Here is a 24,261-nt window from a genome sequence, read left to right on the forward strand (position 1 = left end):
TATATGATTAGACTAGAGTTCTTTAATCCATCGGATTTCTCACAATTGATTAAATGGAGCGGAGACAAAAAATTTTTACTCCAATGGGCTGGACCACAATTTAAATTTCCATTATCTGAGGAACAGTTAAAGAAATATATAAAAGACTCAAATGATATATTTAATTCAGATAGACTTATTTATAAAGCTGTTGATAGTTCAACAGAAACGCCTATTGGACATATTTCACTTGGGAACATTGACAGAGAAAATTTATCAGCAAGAATTGGAAAGGTGCTAATTGGATCGACTTCAATGAGGGGAAAAGGTATAGGACAGGAAATGATTAAACAAATATTATGGATAGGATTTCACGAGCTTAAATTACATAGAATTAGTCTTGGAGTTTTTGATTTTAACGAAGGAGCCATTAAATGTTATGAAAAGCTAGGCTTCTCAAGAGAAGGGTTATTAAGAGATGTAAGAAAGTTTAAAAATACTTATTGGAATTTAGTTGAGATGAGTATTTTAGAGGATGAGTGGAGAAAAATTTATTGAAAAAATTAATGTTCAAGTATATGATATAGATGAATTCCGTGCTTATTCAACTAAATCTGGAAGGACATTATATTTATGTAGTGATAGTAATGGACTAGTAGTGAGAGATAATAACATAAAGTTAATAGGAAATATTTTTAAAATACAAAGTGAGATGAGGATTTTTATGAATAGTTATGTAGCAGATATCTATAAAACTTTAAAAGAAAACACTAATATTGATAATGCAAGAAAAATGGAAGCGTATATGAAAAATTTATTTCCTTTCATGGGTATTAATATGCCTATGCGTAAATCCTTAACTAAAAAATATATGAAGCAATCAAAAGAAATAGATATTAAAAGTTTATTATCCATTATGTATGAATTATACGATTGTGAAGAAAGGGAATTTCAATATGTGGCTATTGATTTATTGGGGGAGAATTATATACGTTTTTCTTATGAGGATTTTAAGATGCTATATCTGCTTATAAATAAAAAGCCTTGGTGGGATAGTATTGATGCATTAAGAAAACAGATGGCTCTATGGGTAAAAAATAATTTACAATATTTTGATGAGATAATGACTACTTTGTTAGATTCTTCTTCATTTTGGAATAGACGTATAGCTTTAAATATTCAACTTTTATGGAAAAATGATACAAATACTGAATGGCTTAAAAAAGCTATTTTACAAAACATAGACGACGAAGAATTTTTTATTCAAAAAGCTATTGGATGGGCATTAAGAGACTATAGTAAGACAAATGCAGAATGGGTAAAAGAATTATTAAATACATATTCATTTAGTAATTTAGCTTACAAGGAAGGAAGTAAATATCTATAAATATTTCTAATATTGGGTCAATTATGGAGGGTTAAAAATGAATTTAAAAGAAGTGTTTAATAGAGGACAAAGTTACCCAGAGAATTTTTTTTATGGAGATATGTTAGAGGTTATAAGATTATATGAATTACAGGAAGGGTTATTTTTATTAGGAAAGACAAGTGAAGAAACAGAGTTGCTTTGGGGAGTAAATGAAATAAAAGATTTAAAAGAAACTATTGAAAAAATTAAAATGGAAAATGAGGATGTTAATTTCATCTTTAGATATGCAGGTAAGTTAGATGAAGTAATAGAAAAGAAAGAAATAATAAGGCAATGGGGCTATGAAGAAAAAGATCTTTATGTCGGATATTTTTGTGATTTACATACTCTTCTTGTTGATTTGCCTTATACTCCTATTGAATACTTAGATTTAAAGGATATTGACAATTTTCTTTTACTTGATAGGGAAATTTTTAATACGTTTAATATTTCAAGACAGGAATTAATAGATTGGTTAAATAGTGAAGATTATATTATATTAATTTATAAAGAGAAGGATATAATAAAAGGATTTGTTGTTATGAGTCTTTATGGTGATAATAAGCAAAGTTGTTTTGTAAGAAGTCTTGGAGTATGTGAGAGAGAAAGAAAAAAAGGAATAGGAAAGAAATTAATGTTATTTGGACTAAAGGAAGCAAAGAAAAAAGGTGCGTTAAAGTCTATGCTGTGGGTTGACTTAAATAACATTATTGCTAGAAATTTATATGAACAAATAGGATATATAATTGATAGAAATGAAGCAGAAATAATTTTTAGGGCATAGATTAATTGGCGTTTGAAGTCGAAATTTTACATAATAATTTACCTCTGATAAAATGAAAATAAGAGAAATTAAGGAGGGATTCTATGAGAAAAGGTTTTTTATTGATTCTATTTTTTATTATAATGCTTGCCGTTGTAGGATGTGGTAAAAAGGAAGATTCTATAGGTATTCGTGGAGAGATAATAGAAATATACGAAAGTATGGAAGAGGGTTCTGTACTAACTTTTCTTGTAGAAGGAGAGATAGAAGAAGATACTTCCTATGATAAAGCTAGTGTTACAGTAGATTCAGATGCTAAAGTATACATTGGTGATGAGGAAGGAAGTTATAAGGATTTAAAAGAAGGAGTTAAAATAGAAGTAGTGTTTAATGGAGAAGTTGCCGAATCTTATCCTGTTCAAGGCACAGCAAAGAAGATAGTTATACTAGAAGACTAAGGAGGAAAATAATGTTTAAATTAGATCCGATTAAAAATATGAATACTGAAGAAAGATATAAGTATATGAACTTACTTTTAAAAGCACAGCTTAGTTCAGAGAAAAATGATTTAGCTAATATATCAAATGCTACAGGAATAATAATGGCTTGTGTAGATAGATTAAACTGGGCAGGATTTTACATATTAAGGGATGACGAATTAGTTCTAGGACCTTTCCAAGGACTACCTGCTTGTAATAGAATTAAAATAGGAAATGGGGTGTGTGGCACTGCCGTTGCTACAAAAAAAGTTCAACTAATACCAGATGTTAACTTATTTCCAGGACATATCGCTTGTGATTCTGCCTCTAATTCTGAATTGGTTATTCCGATAATTAAAGAAAATAAAGTATATGGAGTGTTAGACCTTGATAGTCCATATAAAGAGAGATTTACTAATTTAGAAGAAGAATATTTTATAAAATTTGTAGGAATATTAAATGAATATATTAATTGGGAAATGATTTAGGGACTATCTATTTTAGACAGTCCCTTTATTTATCTATACTATTTTATCTCATGAACATCTATTATTTCTAATATTCTTTTCCATTCATAAAATGGACCGTTTAATAATTCTACTTCACCTAATTGGTTATCATAAGGATCTTGTCTTAAATATTTTTTTTCTGGATAAAGAGGATAATGAAATTCACTATTAGCAATCATTCTAAATGGATCTAAATTTCCAAAATAAAAATCCCAAACCTTTCTATTACCATTGCGAATACCGTCTCCTCCATAGGAAGGGTCTGCTAAGAGCCAGCCATAAGGCTCTATATAAAATTCTGCCCAGTCATGACATCCTATAAAATAGGGATCTACATAAAGTCCTGATTGCCATCTAGCAGGTACACCTACTATTCTACATAAGGTTATAAATAGCAAAGCTTGTATACCACAGTCCCCTTTTAAGTTATAGGCACCATATTCAGCTATACTAGTTATGGAAGCATATTGTCTCATAAAAGAATATTGAACATTTTCTGTTATATAATCATATATTTTTCTAGCTTTTAGTAGAGGATTTTTTTCATCTTTTATAATTTCTTTAGCCAATTCTACTAGGAAAGGTGAAAATTTAATATGAGGAAGCCACTCATTAGTATAAGACTTAGGCTGTGTTTTACTAACTTTAGTAGAATCTAATTCTTTATATTTAATATGATTCTCATAGGAATATTCTACAGTAAAGATATCTTCTTCTTTAATATCTTCTTCAAAATAGATAGTTCTTTGAGGATAATCGGAAGAAGATATTTCTTTTGGCTCATGGGATGTATTTATAATTTTGATATTACTTATTTGTTGGGCATTTCGAGGTACTGGTATATGGACCCTAACTTTTTCCCCTATATGTTCTAAAGTGTTATTTAATTTTATACCAGCTTTAACATGGATAAAATATTTTTTCTCTCCATAAGTCACAATATCATCTATAGTTTTATGTAATAATTCTTTATGCTTATTATCGGGTGAATTCTCAAGCAATCTATTTTTTAGGCTAGGATGAACCTTCAGGCTATTTTCTAGAAAGCGACCACTAAAAGCTACTTTACCGTTGATTAAAATCCAATCTGCATATCTTTCCTTCTTTAAATACTCCAATTCTTCTCCCGAAAACTCTTTAATTTTAGATCTACCTAATTCTAAAGCTTCCTCAAAGGAGTAAATATAATCTTCTTTAAGCCTTTTAATCCTATCCTTTTCAAAGATTAATCTATCTTTTAAGATTTTAGCAATATTCCTAGTCAAATAGATTTCTATTAGATTCTCTGCTTCATCAAAATATCCAGAAGCTACTAATCTATTGATATCTTCTGGTAAATCTACTAACAAAGATTCTAAGCTGTTCAATAAAAACACCTCCAACTTATAAATTTCTATACTTTATCTATTTACCATAAAACATTATATCATTAAGAGGTTAAGATTACACTATTGTCATATAAGTTTTTATTTTTAGAAGGATTTTCATAATCCTTAGAGAATATTATACATTAATAACTCTAGGGAGGATAGGAATGAATAAAACCAACATAGTAGAAATGCTGCCTATAATATTTAAAGAAGGTGAAAGTAAAGCTAAAGAAATTATAAATAGTACTGTTGTGAGTACATTAGAGGAAGAAATAGTATTTCCAAAATTTAATATGATTAAAGTTAAAACCGATATAGATTCATCTAATATCCTATATAAAGGAGATAATTTACAAGTATTAGAGTCCTTAATAAAAGAAGGATATAAAGAGAAAATCGATTTAATTTATATAGATCCTCCTTTTTTAAGTAAAGCTAACTATAAAGGAAGGATTGAGGTATTAAATGGTGATAAAAAAGAGATTATAGAATATTTTGCCTATAAAGATACATGGGAAGAAGGATTATTGGATTATCTAGAAATGATATGTGTAAGATTATATTTAATGAAGGAGTTATTAAGCAAAAGTGGTACCATATATATTCATCTAGACTATAGGACAGTTCATTATGTAAAAATAATGATGGATTACATATTTGGAGAAGATAAGTTTTTAAATGAAATTATATGGTCTTATAAATCGGGAGGTGTAAGTAAAAAACACTACTCAAGAAAACATGATACTATTTTAGTTTACACTAAGACTAAGGATTACATATTTAATCCTCAAAAGGAAAAATCCTATAATAGAGGGTTTAAACCATATAGGTTCAAAGGAGTAGAAGAGTTTGAGGATGAATTAGGCTGGTACACTTTAGTTAATTTAAAAGATGTATGGCAAGTAGATATGGTAGGTAGAACATCAAAAGAAAGAGTAGGCTATGATACTCAGAAGCCAGAAAGACTATTGGAGAGAATTATATTATCCTCCTCAAAGGAGGATTCTATTGTAGCTGATTTTTTTGCAGGTAGTGGTACTACAGGTATAGTGGCTGAAAAATGCAAGAGAAGATGGATTATGGCAGATAAAGGAGATCTATCCCATGTAACCATTAAGAAAAGGCTAGCAGAAACTAGTAATTCTGTTTATAAACAGAAGAAAGTTAATATAGTAAAAAGGGAAGTGGGAAGACTTATATTTAGAACCATATTGAAGGAGAATGGTTTAATTAAAATTGAATTGGATAAATATATTTTAGACCTATCTAAAATAGAATTAAATAAAAGACATAAAGAAATAATAGAAGAAATATTATTAAAAGACTCTATTGCACTCATAGATTATATTGGTATAGATATAAATTATAACGGTGAAACTCCAGTTATTACTTGGCAGGATTATAGACGGGTAGATTCATTAAAAATCAATTCTAGTATTGAAATTCCTATAAATGTAGATTCAATACATAATCCAATATATATTAGAGTATTAGACGTATTTGGATTTGAAAGTTCTATAATAGTAGAATAAATAATTGAAAGGGTGGTAAACATGAGAGTATTAGAAGGAATTAAACCAGAAAGAGTATTTTATTATTTTGAAGAAATAACCCAAATACCTCGTTGCTCTATGGAAGAAAAAAAAATTAGTGATTATTTAGTGGAAATTGGGAAAAAATTAAGGTTAGATACTATTCAGGATGAGGCATTAAATGTAATCATTAGAAAACCAGCTTATAAAGGATATGAAAATAGACCTACTATAATATTGCAGGGGCATATGGACATGGTGTGTGAAAAGTCAGAAGGATTCTGTCATGATTTTTCAAAAGATCCAATTAAGCTGAATATAGAAGGAGACTTTCTTATAGCAAAAGAAACTACTCTTGGAGCTGATAACGGAATTGCTGTAGCTATGTGTCTAGCATTATTAGAATCTAATGATATACCTCATCCGCCATTAGAAGTACTTATAACTACTAACGAAGAATCGGGAATGTCTGGTGCTGAAGCTTTAAATCCAAATAATTTACAAGGAAAGATATTAATAAATATTGACTCAGAAGAAGAAGGTACTATATTAGTAAGCTGTGCTGGTGGAGAAAGAAATATGGTTACTATTCCTATAGAATGGAGAGACTCAAAGGATGAAGATGTTTTTTATAGTTTAAAAGTAACAGGGTTAAAGGGTGGACACTCAGGCATGGAGATTCATAAAGGAAGAGGAAACTCCAATAAAATAATGGGTAGAATATTGGATAGTCTAAATAGAAAAATTTCTTTGAGTTTATCTTTTATAGAAGGTGGTTCAAAAACCAATGCTATACCAAGATATGCTAAAGCTATTTTAGCTGTAAATAAAGATGACATAGACCAACTAAACTCTAGAGTTGATGAAATAGAGGAGGAATTAAAAAATGAATTATCAACAACAGACGGAGATATAACTTTAGTTATAGAAAAATTAGAAGAGAGAATGGATAAAGTATTTAATGATAATACTAGAGATAAAATAATAACAGCTTTAATGCTAATGCCAAATGGTGTTCAAACTATGAGTATGGATATTGAAGGGTTGGTGGAAAGTTCAAATAATCTAGGAGTAGTAAAGACTATAGACGACAAAGTAACCTTGGAATGTGCAATGAGGAGCTCTGTTGGAAGTTTAAAGAACTATATAGCTAATGAAGTGAGAATCTTAGCTGAAGCACTTGGAGGAACATGGGAAAGTTATGCATCTTATCCTGCTTGGGAATATGATAAGGATTCATACATTAGGGAAGTTTTTAAAAAGGCATATAAAGATATGTATGGAAAAGAAGTAAATGTAGCAGCTATTCATGCAGGTTTAGAGTGTGGACTATTTAAAGAGAAATTTGGAGACATGGATATGGTTTCCTTTGGACCGAATATGTATGGAGTTCATGCTCCAGGAGAAAAATTAAGTTTATCTTCTACTGAAAGAACTTGGAATCTGTTACTTCAAGTTTTAAAGGAAATAGAATAATTTTCTAATAAAATATATACTTCTATGTTAAAATAGGGTATTATAAGCATATACTTTTATAAAAATATTAAATAAAAAGGAGAATGACTATGACTAAAAAAAATAACGATACTTTTGAATACAATGACGAACATTGCGGTGGTTGCGGCTGTGGATGTGATTGTAACGAAGATCATGATGATGTAGAGGATTTTGAATTTGAAGATATGGACGAAATGGATGTTATTTACTTAACTCTGGATGATGATACTGAGTTAGAATGTAATGTGCTAGGCATCTTTGAAGTAGATGAAGATGAATATATTGCATTAGCACCAGTAGATGATGAGCAAGTATTATTATATAAATATAAAGATTTAGGTAACGATGAATTTGATCTATTACCTATTGAAGAAGAAGATGAGTTTGAAATGGTTTCAGAAGCATTCTATAGTCTGTTCTTAGATGAAGACTTTGAGGATGAAGACGATTTTGTAGAGTATGAAAATTATGATGATTTAGACGAAGAAGATGACGAAGAGTAATTTTTAAAGTAAGAAAGTACTTCACTTTAATAGTGGGGTACTTTCTTTAATACGTAGAAAGGGTGGATATAAATGAATAAAGAGTTAAAATTTTCAAAAGAACTTATAGAATTTATAGATAAGAGTCCAAGCTCTTTTCATGTAGTAAAAAATATAAAAGACAGATTAAATAAGGCTGGATATATGGAGCTGAATTTTAAAGATAGATGGACGTTAGAAAAAGAAGGTAAGTATTATGTGACTAACAATAATTCAGCTATAATAGCCTTTGTAGTAGGTAGCGGTGAGGTAGAAAAAGATGGGTTCAAGCTCATAGGTTCACATACAGATGCTCCTGGTTTTAGAATTAAACCGAATCCTGAAATGGTAGTAGAAAATAGATATTTAAAATTAAATACAGAAACTTATGGAGGTCCTATTCTAAACAGCTGGTTTGATAGACCTTTATCCTTGGCAGGGAGAATTGCACTTAAAGGATCTAATCCTTTGAAACCAGAATATAGACTTATTAACATAGATAAGGATTTAATGATAATCCCTAATTTAGCTATACATATGAACAGAGAAGTTAATGAAGGGGTGAAGATAAATAAACAAACGGATACATTGCCTTTATTGTCTCTAATAGATGAAAAGTTTAAAAAGGATAATTTTTTATTTAATTTAATTGGAGATTTAATAAACGAGAAAGCTGAAAATATATTTGATGCAGATATTTTCTTATATGGAAGAGAAAAGGGGAGTATTGTTGGCTTAAATGATGAATTTATTTCTGTAGGAAAACTTGATGATTTAGCAATGGTTCATGGAAGCATAGAAGCTCTTTTAAATAGTAAAGTCTCAAAAGCTACTAATGTATGTGTATGTTTTGATAATGAGGAAGTAGGTAGCACTACTAAACAGGGTGCAGCCAGTCCAATGTTAAGAATTGCCCTAGAAAGAATTACTATGGCACTTAAAAAGGATAGAGAGGACTATTATAGAGCTTTATCAAATTCTTTCTTAATCTCTGCAGATATGGCTCATGGTGTTCATCCTAATTATAGTGATAAACATGACCCAACCAATAGACCTGTATTGAATAAAGGACCTGTAATAAAAATTAGTGCTAATCAATCTTATACTACAGATAGTATTACTTCTGCTATCTATGAGGATATATGTAGGAGTGCAAAAGTTCCTGTACAAAAATTTGTTAATAGATCTGATGCAAGGGGAGGATCTACAATTGGACCAATAAATACAACTCAATTAGATATACCTTCTTTAGATATAGGAAATCCAATCTTAGGCATGCACTCTATTAGAGAAATTGGCGGAGTATTGGATCATTACTATGGGTATAAATCTTTTATAGAATTTTATAATATATAAGACTCAAATATTTGAGTCTTGTATATTATGGGTATAGAAGGATTTAAAGGAGGGATTTGGTGTACAAGTTAATAGCTATTGACTTAGACGGAACTTTGCTTGACGATAAAAAAAGAATACCTATAGAAAATCTACAAATTGTTCATGAATTAATAGATAAAGGCTATGAAGTAGTTATAGCTACGGGAAGAAGATATTGGTCAGCAAAAGAATTAACAAAGGACATCAAAAGACATATGACTATTTTAGCTAATAATGGGAGTATAGCTAGAAATTCGGAAGATGATTCAATAATTATTAAAAAATATCTTAGGGTGGAAGATTTTAAAGTCATAATAGAAGAAGGTAAAAGAAGGGGACTGCAGCCTATAATTCATGTAGATAATTATGAAGAAGGATATGATCTAGTTATAGAATTAGATAGAAGTCATGAAAGCTATCATAACTATTTGTCCTCTAATGAAAATAGGTTTAAACAAGTAGAGACTCATTTAGAGTTGGAAGATGTTAAAATTTTAGCAGTAGTATATGTTGGAAACAAGGAGACTTTAAAGAATTTTCATTTTCATATAAATGACAGATATCCAAGTAAATATAGTTCTCATGTAATAGAAAATATTAAAATAGCAGAGGCTTTATTGGAAATAATGAATCCTCTTGGTAGTAAGTGGATTACTTTAATGGAATATGCTAAGGAAAAAGGAATTAAACCTGAGGAAATAATTACTATAGGTGATGATAATAATGATATCGAAATGATAAAAAATTCAGGGTTAGGTATTGCTATGAAAAATAGTAGTCCTATGGTAAAGAAAATAGCAAAGATTATTTCAGAGAAAGATAATAATGAAAGTGGAGTTGCTTTTGAATTAAAAAGGGTATTAAATATATAAAAGGAGGTCGGAATGTGAATTATGATTTTATATTAAAAGAAACTGATGGTAAAGATGTCTCTTTGAAAGATTTTTTAGGTAAAAATGTTGTAGTTTATTTTTATCCTAAAGATAATACAGCTGGCTGCACTACAGAAGCTTTAGAGTTTAGAGATTTAGAAGACGAATTTAATAAATTAGATACGGTTATTGTAGGAGTAAGTAGAGATAGCTTAAAATCCCATGAGAAGTTTAGAGATAAGCATAATCTGTCTTTTTTACTATTAAGTGATGAAGATGAGAGTGTTCATAAACAATTTAATGTAATGAAGATGAAAAAAATGTATGGTAAAGAATATCTAGGAGTAGAAAGGTCTACTTTTATCTTTGATAAAGGAGGAAAATTAGTAAAAGAATTTAGAAAAGTAAAGGCAAAAGGTCATGGTGAGCAAGTACTTAGCTTTATAAAGGAAAACTTATAATCTAGAGGTGGAAAAATTTGAATCAAATTAACGTTTATAATGTATATTCAACTTATTTACAGCATAAGTTTGGAGAAAAGGTATATAAATTACCTATTAATTTACCTTTAACCTGTCCAAATAGAGATGGCACTCTAGGAGTAGGTGGTTGCATCTATTGCGGGGAAGAAGGTGGATCTTTTGAAAATCTTCCTAATAGTTTATCGGTAAAAGAACAAGTACTCAAGAATAAAGAATATATAGAAAGAAGATATAAGGCAAAAAAGTTTATAGCATATTTCCAAAATTTCACTAATACTTATTTACCATTAGCAGATTTTAAAAGATATATTGAAGAATCTATAGTAGAAGGAATTGTAGGAATATCTATATCTACAAGGCCTGATTGCGTAAACAATTTATATCTAGAGTATTTATCTAATGTAAAAGAAAAATATAATTTAGAAATTACTCTAGAATTAGGACTTCAGACAGTTAATTATCATACCTTAAAAAAGATTAATAGAGGTCATACCTTAGCAGAATTTATAGATTCAGTAACGAGAATAAAATTTTATGGATTAAGAACTTGTGCTCATTTAATTTTAAATCTTCCTTGGGATAATGAAATTGATGTTATCGAGAATGCTAAAATAATTTCTGCTTTAGGAGTTGAGGAGATAAAACTTCATGCTCTATATATTGTGGAAGGAACTGCTTTAGGAAGACTTTATAAAGAAGGAGAAGTTTCATTAGTATCTAAAAAAGAGTATATGGAAAGAGTGATTACTTTTTTAGAATATTTAGATCCACAGATTGTAGTTCAAAGAATTATTGGGAGAGCACCAGAAGAAAATTCTCTATTTGTTAATTGGAATGAGTCTTGGTGGAAGATTAGAGATGACATCGTATCTATTATGGAAAGCAGGAATTCTAGACAAGGGATAAAATATAATTATTTAAATGGAAAAGGTATAAGAAAATTTTTAGAATAGTAAAAAAATAGAGGAAAATTGAATTTTATGTAGAATATAATATAAAAGAATACCTTAGAAAGGTGGAGGTGGATTGTCATGGTTAAATTTATTTTAGGAACTAAAGGATCAGGGAAAACAAAATGGTTAATTGACAATGCAAATAAGGACATGAAAGAGGGGAATGGTAATATTGCCTTCATAGATGTAGACGACAATCATATATTCAGTCTTGATTACTCGGTAAGACTTATTAATGCCATGGAATTCAATATATTAAACGTTGAATCTTTCTATGGCTTTTTATGTGGAGTTATTGGCATGGACTATGACATTGAAAAAGTTTATGTAGACGGAATTTATAAGATAATTGATTTAAAAATAGAAGACTTAGAAAAATTATTAAAAGATTTAACTACAATATCAGAAAAATTCAATACAGATTTCTATATTAACGTAGAATATACAATGGAGCAAGTTCCGGAAGATTTGAGAGAACACTGTTTGGAATTGGAGACAGAGTTAGCATTAAGATAGGCAGGAAAATCCTGCCTATTTTTTTATCATCCCATGTTTGGTCTGAAAGTATTACAATCAGTTTCTTCTGTAGAGGAAGCATCTCTTGGTTGAATTTCTATAGTGCCTGCTGTGCAACGATCTCCTGGCACATGATAATGGCAAGTATTAACTACACATTTAACACCTTCAATAGGTTTTTCATCTTTATTATGCATAGTATGCTCCTTTCTTAGCTTTATTTATTCAATATATATTTTGTGTTTATTTTTATATTTTATACTTATATATATTTAAATAATAACATAGATTTATATTGAATAATTTTTAATTAAGGAAACCTTTGTTGAATGCATTTAACGGAAAATTAGCACTAAGAAGATTTTGCATTTTCCTATGAATTATAATAAAAATAGATTAGTATATAATATATAAAGGATACAAAGGAGGATATTATGGGAAAAAAAGAAAGATTGGACAAAGTCCTTTCTAATATTGGATATGGAAGCAGAAAAGATGTAAAAAAATTTATAAAAGATGGGATAGTTAAAGTTAATAATGAAACTATATTAAACAATGAATTTAAAGTTAACCCTTATGAGGATTTAATTACTTTTAATGGAGAAGAAATCTTATATAGGGAATACATTTATTTAATGATGAATAAACCAAAAGGACTAGTTTCTTCCACTGATGATCCTCTAACTAGAACAGTCATAGATTTACTAGAAGAAGAATATATTGTATATAAACCGTTTCCAGCAGGAAGATTAGATAAAGATACTGAAGGGTTACTTTTAATTACCAATGATGGTAAGCTTGCTCACCAATTGTTGTCTCCTAAAAAAGGAGTAGACAAAACTTATTATGTTGAAGTAGATGGTTATGTTGAGGAAAAGCATATTGAAGAGTTTAATAACGGAATTGTTTTAGATGACGGTTATACAACTTTACCGGCAACATTAAAGATACAAGATTCTAATGTTATATCTAAAGTTTATTTAACTATTCAAGAAGGTAAGTTTCACCAAGTTAAGAGGATGTTTGAAAGCATAGGTATGAAAGTTTTATATTTAAAGAGAATTTCAATGGGACCTTTAAAATTGGATGAATCTTTAGAAACTGGTGAATATAGGGAGCTTACAGAAGAAGAAATAAAATTATTAAAAAATAAATAATAAATGTGATATAATAAATGTAAAATTATATTTAGATAGGGTGTTATAAGTTGAATAGCTATAAAAAAAGGGGGATGTTTGAGACTTTTTTTGATAACAGAAGTTCCCTGATTGTTCAGTTTAAAAATGGAGATATTACCAAAAAAGAATTTTTAGAGTATAATTTTGATTTTGTTCAAAAAATGAATGTGAAACCTTTTTTAAAAGTCGATAGTTATGAAAAGGGAATGTATAATTATCAATATTACAATGTATTAGCTAAGTATTATACGATGCTAGCTAAAGATGTAAAGAAGACGAAGAAACATCAAAAATATTATCCTTACTATTTAAATAAGGGTAATAACTATTATCACGAAAAAGATAGAGCTACATTAAACCTGTTAAGGTATTTGGAATTTCAAAATGTTGAAGCTTATTTTATTAAAGTACAATCTAGATTCTTACAAGATAAACTTTATGAAATAGTATTATTAGATTATAAAGAAGCTATATTTCATTCAAAGGCAATTTGGCTTTTAAACGTTTTAAAGGAAGAAGGGGTATTTAAAGAAGGAAAAAAAGTGTCCTTAATTGATGAATATATAAATGAGAAGTATTAATAACGTCTATAGATCGTTGAAAAATTAATGTTTATTTTTCAAACGTCAAAAAACGTCAAAAATTATTTAAAAAATTTTATTCACAGAATTAGTAGCCATGTTGATCATATCTGAATTAACATGGCTATAATAGATTTATTAATGAATCTAAGGAAACTATACTTTAATGCTGATAAGAAAATAAGGAGAAGAAGCTGTAAGGTCTTTAGCTAAAAATAAAATAATAGAAAATCTGGAAATATGGATAAAAGATTTAAATGAAGATAATATTCTAGATTGGGCTTTATGGAGTATGTTAGATATGATTAGTAAGTAGATTCAATTTAGATGGGTATGATGAGCAATATATGAAAGTTAGTTTCAATAATGAATTACAAAGGAAATTGAATGAGGATATAATATAGAAATATTATAGTAACAACTTTTGTCGGTCCGTAATATACTTGTACTGGGAAAGAAGAAAAGCAACAAGTTACTTTCCTAATATAAAGTAAGGAAGGCGAGAATAATGGATTATAATCAAGGGATTGATGCAGCAAAATGTAACGATCCAATTAGTATAGGTGCAACATGTGTAGCACGGATAGATGACAGATTTTTCTTGCTTATCGAAATAGAAATAAAGATTCCAGGTAGAGATATTCAAGAAGTTATTGTAATAGAGATAACAGCAGCACAAGCAGCAGCACTAATAGCAGCAGGAGTTATGCGTTGTCAAATAGTTGACAGAATTCCTACAGGAATGGAAGTAAATCTTATTTGTGCATTTGTAGTAGGAACAAACGTGTTCTTAGTATTTAATGTTGAAAATATGACTGATCGTTTAGTTCTAGTTAGAGTACCTTTATGTACTATTATTTAATATAACTAGCAAATTAGGATTGAGTAGTAAAGAATGAAGGGAAATGTTAGGGTAGCTTAGGCTACCCTATTTTTTATATATTATTATACATAAGGAAAACAGACGAGCAATTAAAAGTATATACAAAAGACATAAAGTTACAAGTTTAAGAAGCATGATAGAAATGTATAAGGATTAGATTTCTAATGTCAACAAAGGTTTTGAAAATGCGTTAAATTATAATAATGATGTTATTGCATTTGGAGCATATCAAGGAAATCAACTTGTTGCTTTAACAGGTGCTGATGATAGTATGTCTAAATTATGGCAAATTGGTATAGATACCATGCTGGGGCATCGGAATAGGGGGCTTGCTTCTTATCTTGTTAAAACATTGGCTGATGAAATCGAAAGGCGTGGAGCACTGCCATATTATATACATGGATTTCTAATATAGCTTCAACAAGAGTTTTGGGTTGGTTACTATGCACAAAACATATAAATGAAATAAAAAAGGACTTATTAGTTTTCTTATTTATCTAAAGTAAAAACTTAGTTTCTATTTTAGTTTTAGCAAGAAATATTAAAATAGCAACCAAGATGGTTGCTATTTTAATATTATTTAGAAAGAATTTTTAATATATCTTCTATAGAACTATTTTTATTAATTTCAAAATCTCCAGATTTTAATTTAGTATCCAGTTTTAATTCTTGAGCTTTTTGTACAAAATCATCTTTACTGCTGACTAATCCCTGTGATTCAAGTATACTACCAATTTGGGCTGACACAGATCCAGCAGGTATATTAATCTTTACAATTTCATTTGTTGTTGCTGAATTATTTCCGTTTTTATCTTCTTTATTATTTTCAGCATTTTCTTCATTATTGGTATCTTTAGTTCCCTCATTTTTATTGGTATTATTTTTATTTTCCTCTACTATGATACCTTCTTTACTAGGCATGTCCAATGCATCTTTAGCAAATAAAACGTCTAATCGCCAGCCTATAACAAAAACCACTCCTATTATTATCCCAAACATTATTATGTAGTCTACGGAGTCATAGAGTAAATCCTTCAATCCTTCTAAAAATTTTTTCATAAATTCACCTCTTTATAAGATGTTTTGCAAAAATAAGGTTTTAAAAAACACATAATGTATAATATAATTATAACACAAGAAGAAAGAAAAGGTGAGAAAACTTTGAAAGAGATAATAATTGATAAAAATGAAAGTAATCAAAGGCTAGATAGATTTTTGAAAAAGTACTTATCTGATGCTCCACAAAGCTTTATATATAAAATGATTAGGAAAAAGAATATAAAAGTAAACGGGAGTAAAGTTAATCCTGAAACAGTTATTGTAGAAGGAGATATAATTCAACTTTATCTATCAGATGAGACTATTGATAAATTTATAGCTAAAAAGACTGAAATAAAAAGCAAGCTAATCCCTAACATTATTTATGAAGATGATAATATAATTCTAATTAATAAACCTAAAGGAATTTTATCTCATGCAGCAGACAAGAATTATGGAGATAATATAGTAGATAGTATGGTAAGTTATCTATATCAAAAAGGAGATTATAATCCAAGAATAGAAAAAACTTTTACACCTTCCATTTGTAATAGATTAGATAGAAATACTAGTGGAATAATAATTGGGGCAAAGAATTATCAAGCCTTAAAAATTATTAATAGAGCTATTAAAAATGGGGAAGTAAGAAGGTTTTATAAGACTATAGTAAAAGGAGATATAAGAAAAGACTTTACTGCAGAAGCATATCTATCTAAAGATGAAGAAAAGAATAAAGTAGAAGTATATGAAGAAGATATGGAAGGGACAAAAAAGATAGTAACCAATATAAAAACAATAAAGAATAAAGGAGGGTATTCTTTATTAGAAATAGAGCTTATTACAGGGAGAACTCATCAAATAAGAAGCCATCTATCTTCTCTAGGGTATCCAGTTATTGGAGATACAAAATACGGTGATAAAAGAATCAATAAAATCTTTAATGAAAGATATGGTCTGGAAAGTCAATGGCTTCATGGGTATAAAATTCAACTAAATGGATTAGAGGAACCTTTAGATTATTTAAATGGTAAGGAATTTATAAGTAAAATAAGCGACAAGTATGAAAAAATAGAGATGGATTTGTTTTATTAATATATTCAGGGGTGATATTTTGAGTGAACAAATAAGGGTTTATGTAGAAGGAATTGAGGAAGATGTGTTTGTTGATGAAAACTCAATATTAGAAGATATATCTAAGAAAGTATATGGTAAAGATTATAAAAAATATTTAGGTGCCAGAATTAACAATGAAATATTTAATCTAAGAAAAAAAGCTGAAAAGGATATGTATGTAAAGTTTTTAGATAATAAAGATGTAGATGGTTATAGAATATATACAAGAACTATATCTGCTGTTTTTATAATGGCATGTAAAGAATTATTTCCTAAAAGTGTAGTTAGAATAGAACATTTTCTAGGAACAGGACTTTATGCAGAATTAGAAAAAGGTTCCTCTATGAATTTCAGCCAAATAGAACAAATTGAAAAAAGAATGAAAGAGATTATAGATAAGAATTTACCTATTGTAAGGGAAAAGATTTTTGCTAATAAGGCTTTAGAGCTTTTTAGTAAATATGGGTATGAAGATAAGGTCAGACTATACAATACTTTGAGTAGAGAATCTATCCATGTTTATACAATTGGAGATCATATAGATACTTTTCATGGGTTTTTAGCACCTTCTACAGGATACGTAGATATATTTCAATTGAAATACTATTATCCAGGTGTTATAATTCTATTCCCAAGTATAAAGAGTAATGATTTATTACCAGAATTTAAAGAACAAAAAAAGTTAGCTAAGGTCTTTAAGGAAGCTAAAGATTGGGCAGATATTTTGGACTTAGGCTATGTAGGTTCTTTAAATGAAAAAATACTGGATGAAACTATAGATGAGGTTATTAGAGTTTCAGAAGCATTACATGAAAAAAAGATTGGTCAAATAGCCGATAAGATATGTCGAGATGAGGATGTAAATATTATTTTAATTGCTGGTCCTTCTTCTTCGGGAAAGACTACTTTTGCTCATAGATTAGCAGTTCACTTAAAAGTTAATGGAAAAAGACCTATAGCTATATCTGTAGATGATTATTTTGTGGATAGAGATAGTACGCCTTTAAACGAAGATGGAGATTATGATTTTGAGGCTTTAGAAGCAATAAACTTAAAGCAATTAAATGAAGATTTAGTTAAACTCTTAGAAGGAGAAGAGATAGAGTTGCCAAAATATAATTTCCTTGAAGGAAAAAGTGAAAAGTCAGGAAAAAGGATAAAAGTAGATAAAGACCATCCAATAATTGTTGAAGGAATTCATGGATTGAATCCTAGACTAACTACTTATATTCCAGAAAAGAATAAATTTAAAATTTATGTTAGTGCCTTAACTCAGCTAAATATAGATGCTCATAATAGGATTTCTACGACAGATACAAGACTTATAAGAAGAATGGTAAGAGACGTTAAATATAGGGGACATAGTGCTCTAAGAACTTTAGAATTATGGTCAGGAGTTAGAGAAGGTGAAGAAAAACATATATTTCCTTATCAAGAAGAAGCAGATATTATGTTTGACTCTGCTTTAGTATATGAATTAGCAGTTCTTAAAAAACATATAGTCCCTTTATTAGAGGAAATAGACAATAGTAATGCTTATTATAGTGAAGCTAAAAAACTACTTAAATTTCTAGAGTATTTTAGAAATATTGAGAATGAAGGGATTATACCTCCTAATTCTATATTAAGAGAATTTATTGGGGGAACTTATTTTAATATTCATTAATAAAGGGGTGGGACTTGTATGGAAAATATATTAGAAACTATTATAGAAAAAAATAGATATTTAGTAAATAAAGGTAAGGTTGCAGATTATATACCAGCTCTTGCTGAGGCAAATCCTAATTATATTGGGATTTGTCTTATGGATATGGAAGGGAATATATATAAAGCAGGGGATTATGATAAAAAATTTACTATTCAGAGTATATCTAAAGTCATATCTTTAATGCTTGCCATTATGGATAATGGAGAAGAAAAGGTTTTCAATAAGGTAGACTATGAACCTACAGATGAACCTTTTAATTCTTTCTATAAATTGGACTTGCCTCATAGTATAAAACCTTCCAATCCCATGATAAATGCTGGTGCTATAGTAGCCACATCTTTAATAAAAGGCAGCGGGGAAGAAAAGTTTAATAGATTACTTAATTTAATAAGAAAAATTACTGAAAATCCTAATATTACTTATAATGAAGAAATCTATTTATCAGAAAAAGATACAGGAGATAAAAATAGAGCAATGGCTTATTTAATGAAAAATATGGGAATTATTGAGGGAAACGTAGAAGCTATTTTGGATTCTTATTTTAAACAATGTGCTATAGAAGTAGACTGTTTAGATATTGCAAAAATTGGATTATTTCTTGCGAATAGATGCAGAGTATTAAATTCTGAAACTTCTTTATGTGATGAAAATATATCATCTATTATAACTGCTATAATGACTACTAGTGGAATGTATAACTTTAGTGGAGAATATGCTGTAAAAGTAGGGATACCATCTAAAAGTGGAGTAGCAGGTGGTATACTAGCAACAGTGCCTAAAAAGATGGGCATAGGTCTGTTTTGTCCAGCTTTAGACCAATATGGAAACTCTATAGTAGGATACGGAATCATGAAAGATTTGTCAAAAGAATTAAAATTAAGTATATTTTAATAGAGTATTAGTAAAACCATCTTTATTAAGGAGGGGATGAAGTGAAAATTAAACATAAATTTGCAACAATCTTTATTTTACTTAGTATAGCAATATTCTTAATAAAAACTGATGAGCCTAAGATGGCTGATAGTGCAGTAAATATGGATATTTCAACAAGAACTATAAAAGATACAAAAGAAAAAGAATTAAGCATATCTGATGCTGAATACTGGATAAGGAAGATTGAAGATAAAGATAAAGTTTTAATGGATGAAGCAGCTATAATAAAATTTAATAAGGATAATTTTAGTCAGTATGAAGGATTAAAGGACTTGAGAAATCTTAATCCTTATATAAAAAAGGATGAATTAATCAGCTTAATTAAGAAAAAAAGTCAAGTGCCTAAAAGTAAAAGATATAATAAAAATGGAAATGTTGTAACAAAAGAATATTATGAAAAACTACTTAGTAATTTAAACCTAAATATGGTTAAAGATAAGACTCCAATAAGATATGGAGTCGCAGTAAACAGAACTATGATAAGAACTTTTCCGACCTTCGATGGTTCTTATAAAATTAAAGGAGATTTAGAATTTGATAGATTTATGGAAACAGCCGTTTATCCTTGGGAACCTATAGCGATTTATTCTGAAAGTAAAGATAGAGAATGGTATTTTGGTAGTACATATAATTATACAGGTTGGATTCCTAAAAAGGATATAGCTGAAGGAGAAAAAGATGTAATTTTTAATTATATTGATCAAAAGGACTTCTTAGTAGTTGTAGATAAACAAATTATTATTGATAAGGTTTTATATGATATGGGGGTTAAACTTCCTCTAGTTCAGGATAAAGGAAGTTCATTTTTAGTGAATTTACCTAAAAGAGATAATGATGGTAGCTTATTAATAGAGACTATAGAATTAGATAGTTTAGGTAGTTTTAACAAAGGTTATCTTCCCTACACTAAAGAAAATCTTTTAAAACAAGCATTCAAGCTATATGGGGAACCTTATGGTTGGGGAGGTATGAATAATACCAGAGATTGTTCAGCTTTCTTGCTAGATATTCATAGAACTTTTGGCTTTGAATTACCTAGAAATGCCTCAGAGCAGGGGCAAAATTCTTTAGGAAAAATTTATGAATTTAAAGGAAATTTGAACTTAGAAGGTAGATTAAAAGTACTTGATAGCGTTACTCCTGGGACGGCTTTATATATGCCAGGTCATGCCATGTTGTATATTGGTAAAGATAATGAAAAGCATTATATGATCCATCAATTTGCGGGACATTATGAAAAACAAGGAAATAAATATGTTTATAAAAGGGTTATGAAAACGGAAGTAACACCTGTAACAATTAAAACTTCTACAGGAAAAACTTATATTGAAAATGTATATGTAGGAAAAGAATTTAGTAGAAATTAAACTACAGTTTATTCTGGCTACTAGGATAAAGTAATACCTAGTGGTATAATTTATATAAAAATATGGTAAAGGTGGGAGTTATAATGAAGATTCAAGATGTACAAGTAGGCGAAATAAGGATTCCTTTAAAAAAGCCGTTTAAAACTGCTTTAAGGGAAGTAAGTGTACTAGAAAATGTTGTAGTTAAAATTACTACAGATACAGGCCATATAGGTTATGGTGAGGCTGCTATAACGCCTGTAATTACTGGTGATACTATGGGCTCCATAAAATGGGGCATATTAGAACATTTAAGTCCCAAAATAGTAGGTCAAAATCTTGAGAACTTTGAAGACTTAATGTATATACTTGATACTTCCTTAATTAAAAATACCAGCCCTAAAGCAGCAGTAGATATGGCTTTATACGACTTATTTGGTCAGCTTCATAATATTCCTGTATATAAGTTATTGGGCGGTTATAGAAAAAATATAACAACAGATATAACCATAAGCGTAAATGAGCCAGAAGAAATGGCACAAGATAGTATTGTTGCTGTAGAAAAAGGTTATGAGACTTTGAAAATCAAGGTGGGGAAAGATTGGAAAAAGGATTTAATAAGACTTCAATCCATTAGAGATGCTATAGGATATAGCGTAAATATTAGAGTAGATGCTAATCAAGGATGGACCCCAAAAGAAGCCGTAATGATAATAAGAAAGATTGAAGATATGGGACTTGATATTGAATTAATTGAGCAGCCAGTAAAGGCACATGACTTTGAGGGACTAAAGTTTGTAACAGATAATGTGTATTTACCAATCATTGCTGACGAAAGTTGTTTTTCACCTTTAGATGCTGTTAATATTATTCACAATAGGATAGCTGACGGAGTAAATATTAAACTTATGAAAACTGGTGGAATTCATAATGCATTAAAAATTGCCAGCATAGCTGAAGCTCATGGTATTGACTGTATGATTGGCTGTATGATGGAGAGTAAATTAGGTTTAACAGCTGCATGTCATGTAGCTGGCGGTAAGAAAATAATAACACGATTTGACTTAGATAGTCCTAATCTTTGTGCGGAGGATCCGATAAAGGGTGGAGCAAATTATGATGAATTTAAGATAACCCTTAATGATAAACCTGGGTTTGGTTTTGAAAATATTGATAACGTAATATATGATTAAAGGGTGGATTAAATGATTTTTAATACAGAAGGGTATGTTAAAAAATTTACTGATATGATGTCTGAAGGCCTAATAGTTATAGACCATGAAAGTAAAATTCAAATTTATAATGAAAAGGCTAAAGAAATTTTTGGGATAAATCATGTTCAGCAAATTAGTCATGATAGAGGAGTTATTAAGCCAGGAGACATAGTAATAATAGGAGATAATTCTATTGGTAGAGATGATGGAAATTTAAACTCTAAGGCTCTCGAATGTTTAGGAATTTATGATAATAGAATTGAAAAAGGAGATGCTCTAATAGCTATAGGTATATTTAATGAAGCAGGAGTATCTCCTGTATATGAAATATTAAAGAGCAATCATCTAGAAAGAACTTTTAAATTAAAAACAGAGTTTTTAGATATTGAAATAGGTGTAGTTATAGATTTTTTAAACAAGATAATTACTATTGAAGTAGATAGACAAAAATTTTCTATGAACTATATTAATGCTATCGGGCACATGGTTATTTTAGATAAAGAAACTAAAGCAATGAAATTTTATCAATCTCAAGGATATACAGCTAGAGATGAAAGTTTAAATAATATATTGAAAGGGAAAAAGTATAGAGGAAAGGGACAAGACTCTGAAATTTTAAATGTAATTGGAAAAGATATATTTGAAATCCATAGAGGAAGTAAAACTATACAAGAATTTTATGAAGTGGCTAAAGGTAAGAATATTAGTTATTTAGAAGAATTTAAAGAAATAAATGGTTTTCCGACTATGTGTACACTACTTCCTGTAAACGATGAAGAAAATAATAGAATTGGAGCAGCTCTTAAAGTAGAAGATATTTCTGAAATAAAAAGAGTTATAAGAGAGAGAGATGAAGCTCTTCAGGATTTAGAAAAAATTGAAAAGCAATTAAAAGAAGAAGTAATTTTAAAAGAGACTTTTCCTAAAATCATAGGTGAGAGTACTAAAATGGAACATATAAAAAAGCTAGCTTTAAAAGCTTCAAGAACCAATTCAACAGTGTTGATTCTTGGAGAAAGTGGAACAGGTAAGACTATTCTTGCAAAAGCAATTCATGAGAATTCGAAAAATAAGGATAAGCCTTTTATTCATGTAAATTGTGGTGCTATACCTGACAACCTTCTAGAAAGTGAACTGTTCGGATATGAAAAAGGTGCTTTTACTGGAGCAAAAATTGAAGGTAAAAAAGGTCTTTTTGAAATGGCAAATGAAGGTACTATTTTTTTAGATGAAATAGGAGATATTTCTTTAAATCTTCAAGTAAAGCTCCTTCAAGTATTACAGGATAAATCCTTCTATAGAGTAGGTGGAACAGAGAAGGTTAAGGTAAATGTAAGAGTAATAGCCGCTACCAATAAGAATTTAGAAATTGAAATGACTGAGGGCAAATTTAGAGAAGATTTATATTATAGAATAAATGTTTTTCCTGTACTAATACCACCTTTGAGAGAAAGAAAAGAAGATATATACCCTTTAGTAGAAACAATTTTACCTAAGATATGTAAAAAAATAGAAGAAGAAAGTAAAAGAATTTCAGCAGAAGCTATTAACCTACTTATGAAATACAATTGGCCAGGAAATGTTAGAGAATTAGAAAATATATTGGAAAGAGCCATAAATTTAGCTGAAGGTAATACTATCCTTTCTAAGCACATAACATTAAATATAAAAGAAGTAGATTATAACGAAGATGGTATGATACCCCTAAGAGAGGCTATGAATAATTTTGAGAAGAAAGCCATAGAGAGAGTATTAAACTTTTATAAAGGAGATAAGAAAAAAGCTATGGATGCTCTAAAGATTAGCAAAACTACATTTTATGAAAAACTAAGAAAATATAATATTGAATAGTACGAGTATTAGGAAAAGTTCCTAATACTAGGAAATCCCTAGAAGTATCTATTTTCTTAGAAACCAAATGCTTTAGAGATTTAAAGCTTTAATTGGAAATGCGAAATTACGGAAAAATAATACAATAAATTGTTGGAAATTTTGGACAAATGCTTCAA

Annotated in this window: 26 protein-coding genes; 23 read left to right on the plus strand and 3 right to left on the minus strand. The window is 29.1% G+C overall.

Annotated features, from left to right (window positions below; translation table 11 throughout):
- Positions 1–3 precede the first annotated feature (3 nt).
- From KQI42_RS05050 to KQI42_RS05070, 5 genes are all read left to right on the plus strand, one after another.
- On the plus strand, positions 4–537 hold the full coding sequence (locus KQI42_RS05050; RefSeq protein ID WP_216517396.1) for a GNAT family N-acetyltransferase: 534 nt from the start codon (positions 4–6) through the stop codon (positions 535–537).
- Positions 515–1,366, plus strand: a complete 852-nt coding sequence (locus KQI42_RS05055) for a DNA alkylation repair protein (protein WP_216517398.1) — start codon at positions 515–517, stop codon at positions 1,364–1,366. Before KQI42_RS05050 ends, KQI42_RS05055 begins: the two co-directional genes overlap by 23 nt.
- A 37-nt stretch (positions 1,367–1,403) precedes the next feature.
- Positions 1,404–2,171: a GNAT family N-acetyltransferase gene (locus tag KQI42_RS05060; protein WP_216517400.1), complete on the plus strand. Its 768-nt coding sequence runs from the start codon at positions 1,404–1,406 to the stop codon at positions 2,169–2,171.
- Positions 2,172–2,254: 83 nt separating this feature from the next.
- Positions 2,255–2,608, plus strand: a complete 354-nt coding sequence (locus KQI42_RS05065; protein WP_216517403.1) for a DUF3221 domain-containing protein — start codon at positions 2,255–2,257, stop codon at positions 2,606–2,608.
- 11 nt (positions 2,609–2,619) lie between these two features.
- Positions 2,620–3,117: a GAF domain-containing protein gene (locus tag KQI42_RS05070; RefSeq protein ID WP_216517405.1), complete on the plus strand. Its 498-nt coding sequence runs from the start codon at positions 2,620–2,622 to the stop codon at positions 3,115–3,117.
- A 38-nt stretch (positions 3,118–3,155) separates the two neighbouring features.
- Here KQI42_RS05070 and KQI42_RS05075 read toward each other — a convergent pair whose 3' ends face one another.
- Positions 3,156–4,505 (minus strand): transglutaminase-like domain-containing protein, encoded by a 1,350-nt coding sequence (locus KQI42_RS05075; protein ID WP_216517407.1) that lies wholly within the window; start codon positions 4,503–4,505, stop codon positions 3,156–3,158.
- A 167-nt stretch (positions 4,506–4,672) separates the two neighbouring features.
- Between KQI42_RS05075 and KQI42_RS05080 the strand changes: the two genes are divergently transcribed.
- The 8 genes from KQI42_RS05080 (at position 4,673) to KQI42_RS05115 (ending at position 12,258) form a co-directional block, all read left to right on the plus strand.
- Positions 4,673–6,040: a DNA methyltransferase gene (locus KQI42_RS05080; RefSeq protein ID WP_216517409.1), complete on the plus strand. Its 1,368-nt coding sequence runs from the start codon at positions 4,673–4,675 to the stop codon at positions 6,038–6,040.
- A gap of 21 nt (positions 6,041–6,061) precedes the next feature.
- The gene (locus tag KQI42_RS05085) at positions 6,062–7,516 is read left to right on the plus strand and encodes an aminoacyl-histidine dipeptidase (RefSeq protein ID WP_216517411.1); all 1,455 of its coding nucleotides are present in this window, start codon (positions 6,062–6,064) and stop codon (positions 7,514–7,516) included.
- Positions 7,517–7,605: 89 nt separating this feature from the next.
- Positions 7,606–8,040 (plus strand): DUF1292 domain-containing protein, encoded by a 435-nt coding sequence (locus tag KQI42_RS05090; RefSeq protein ID WP_246566086.1) that lies wholly within the window; start codon positions 7,606–7,608, stop codon positions 8,038–8,040.
- Between the two features lie 72 nt (positions 8,041–8,112).
- On the plus strand, positions 8,113–9,414 hold the full coding sequence (locus KQI42_RS05095; protein WP_216517413.1) for a M18 family aminopeptidase: 1,302 nt from the start codon (positions 8,113–8,115) through the stop codon (positions 9,412–9,414).
- Positions 9,415–9,473: 59 nt separating this feature from the next.
- The gene (locus KQI42_RS05100) at positions 9,474–10,307 is read left to right on the plus strand and encodes an HAD family hydrolase (RefSeq protein WP_216517415.1); all 834 of its coding nucleotides are present in this window, start codon (positions 9,474–9,476) and stop codon (positions 10,305–10,307) included.
- A gap of 14 nt (positions 10,308–10,321) precedes the next feature.
- Positions 10,322–10,768 carry a peroxiredoxin gene (locus tag KQI42_RS05105; protein ID WP_216517418.1) on the plus strand — a complete coding sequence of 149 codons (447 nt, stop codon included), beginning with the start codon at positions 10,322–10,324 and terminating at the stop codon, positions 10,766–10,768.
- A 17-nt stretch (positions 10,769–10,785) separates the two neighbouring features.
- Positions 10,786–11,742, plus strand: coding sequence for a tRNA modification radical SAM protein MnmL/YtqA (mnmL, locus tag KQI42_RS05110; RefSeq protein ID WP_216517419.1), 957 nt, complete (start codon positions 10,786–10,788; stop codon positions 11,740–11,742).
- A 78-nt stretch (positions 11,743–11,820) separates the two neighbouring features.
- Positions 11,821–12,258 carry a hypothetical protein gene (locus tag KQI42_RS05115; RefSeq protein ID WP_216517421.1) on the plus strand — a complete coding sequence of 146 codons (438 nt, stop codon included), beginning with the start codon at positions 11,821–11,823 and terminating at the stop codon, positions 12,256–12,258.
- Between the two features lie 26 nt (positions 12,259–12,284).
- Here KQI42_RS05115 and KQI42_RS05120 read toward each other — a convergent pair whose 3' ends face one another.
- Positions 12,285–12,455, minus strand: coding sequence for a DUF1540 domain-containing protein (locus KQI42_RS05120; RefSeq protein WP_216517423.1), 171 nt, complete (start codon positions 12,453–12,455; stop codon positions 12,285–12,287).
- A gap of 237 nt (positions 12,456–12,692) precedes the next feature.
- On the opposite strand from KQI42_RS05120, the gene KQI42_RS05125 reads away from it, so the two are divergent.
- From KQI42_RS05125 to KQI42_RS21940, 4 genes are all read left to right on the plus strand, one after another.
- Positions 12,693–13,415 (plus strand): pseudouridine synthase, encoded by a 723-nt coding sequence (locus tag KQI42_RS05125; RefSeq protein WP_216517425.1) that lies wholly within the window; start codon positions 12,693–12,695, stop codon positions 13,413–13,415.
- A 50-nt stretch (positions 13,416–13,465) separates the two neighbouring features.
- On the plus strand, positions 13,466–14,017 hold the full coding sequence (locus KQI42_RS05130; protein WP_216517427.1) for a DUF6648 family protein: 552 nt from the start codon (positions 13,466–13,468) through the stop codon (positions 14,015–14,017).
- Between the two features lie 508 nt (positions 14,018–14,525).
- Positions 14,526–14,879, plus strand: a complete 354-nt coding sequence (locus KQI42_RS05135; protein ID WP_216517429.1) for a hypothetical protein — start codon at positions 14,526–14,528, stop codon at positions 14,877–14,879.
- A 178-nt stretch (positions 14,880–15,057) separates the two neighbouring features.
- Positions 15,058–15,315 (plus strand): GNAT family N-acetyltransferase, encoded by a 258-nt coding sequence (locus KQI42_RS21940; RefSeq protein WP_216517655.1) that lies wholly within the window; start codon positions 15,058–15,060, stop codon positions 15,313–15,315.
- Between the two features lie 161 nt (positions 15,316–15,476).
- On the opposite strand, the gene KQI42_RS05145 is transcribed toward KQI42_RS21940, so the two are convergent.
- On the minus strand, positions 15,477–15,959 hold the full coding sequence (locus KQI42_RS05145; RefSeq protein ID WP_216517431.1) for an endolytic transglycosylase MltG: 483 nt from the start codon (positions 15,957–15,959) through the stop codon (positions 15,477–15,479).
- Positions 15,960–16,061: 102 nt separating this feature from the next.
- Here KQI42_RS05145 and KQI42_RS05150 point away from each other — a divergent pair, with 102 nt between their 5' ends.
- The 6 genes from KQI42_RS05150 to KQI42_RS05175 all read left to right on the plus strand — a co-directional run bounded on the left by KQI42_RS05150 (position 16,062) and on the right by KQI42_RS05175 (position 24,103).
- Complete coding sequence (locus tag KQI42_RS05150) at positions 16,062–17,030, plus strand: RluA family pseudouridine synthase (protein ID WP_216517433.1); 969 nt, start codon at positions 16,062–16,064, stop codon at positions 17,028–17,030.
- 19 nt (positions 17,031–17,049) lie between these two features.
- On the plus strand, positions 17,050–18,717 hold the full coding sequence (locus KQI42_RS05155; protein WP_216517435.1) for a nucleoside kinase: 1,668 nt from the start codon (positions 17,050–17,052) through the stop codon (positions 18,715–18,717).
- An 18-nt stretch (positions 18,718–18,735) separates the two neighbouring features.
- A complete protein-coding gene (glsA, locus tag KQI42_RS05160; RefSeq protein WP_216517437.1) occupies positions 18,736–19,650 on the plus strand; it encodes a glutaminase A in 915 nt (304 codons plus the stop codon).
- Between the two features lie 41 nt (positions 19,651–19,691).
- Positions 19,692–21,059 carry an SH3 domain-containing protein gene (locus KQI42_RS20875; protein WP_216517440.1) on the plus strand — a complete coding sequence of 456 codons (1,368 nt, stop codon included), beginning with the start codon at positions 19,692–19,694 and terminating at the stop codon, positions 21,057–21,059.
- A gap of 83 nt (positions 21,060–21,142) precedes the next feature.
- Positions 21,143–22,231, plus strand: a complete 1,089-nt coding sequence (locus KQI42_RS05170) for a dipeptide epimerase (RefSeq protein ID WP_216517442.1) — start codon at positions 21,143–21,145, stop codon at positions 22,229–22,231.
- A gap of 12 nt (positions 22,232–22,243) precedes the next feature.
- Entirely contained in the window at positions 22,244–24,103 is a 1,860-nt protein-coding gene (locus tag KQI42_RS05175; protein WP_216517444.1) for a sigma-54 interaction domain-containing protein, read from the plus strand.
- The last annotated feature ends 158 nt before the right edge of the window (positions 24,104–24,261 follow it).

It is taken from the genome of Tissierella simiarum, assembly GCF_018917865.1.
Taxonomy (GTDB): domain Bacteria; phylum Bacillota; class Clostridia; order Tissierellales; family Tissierellaceae; genus Tissierella_C; species Tissierella_C simiarum.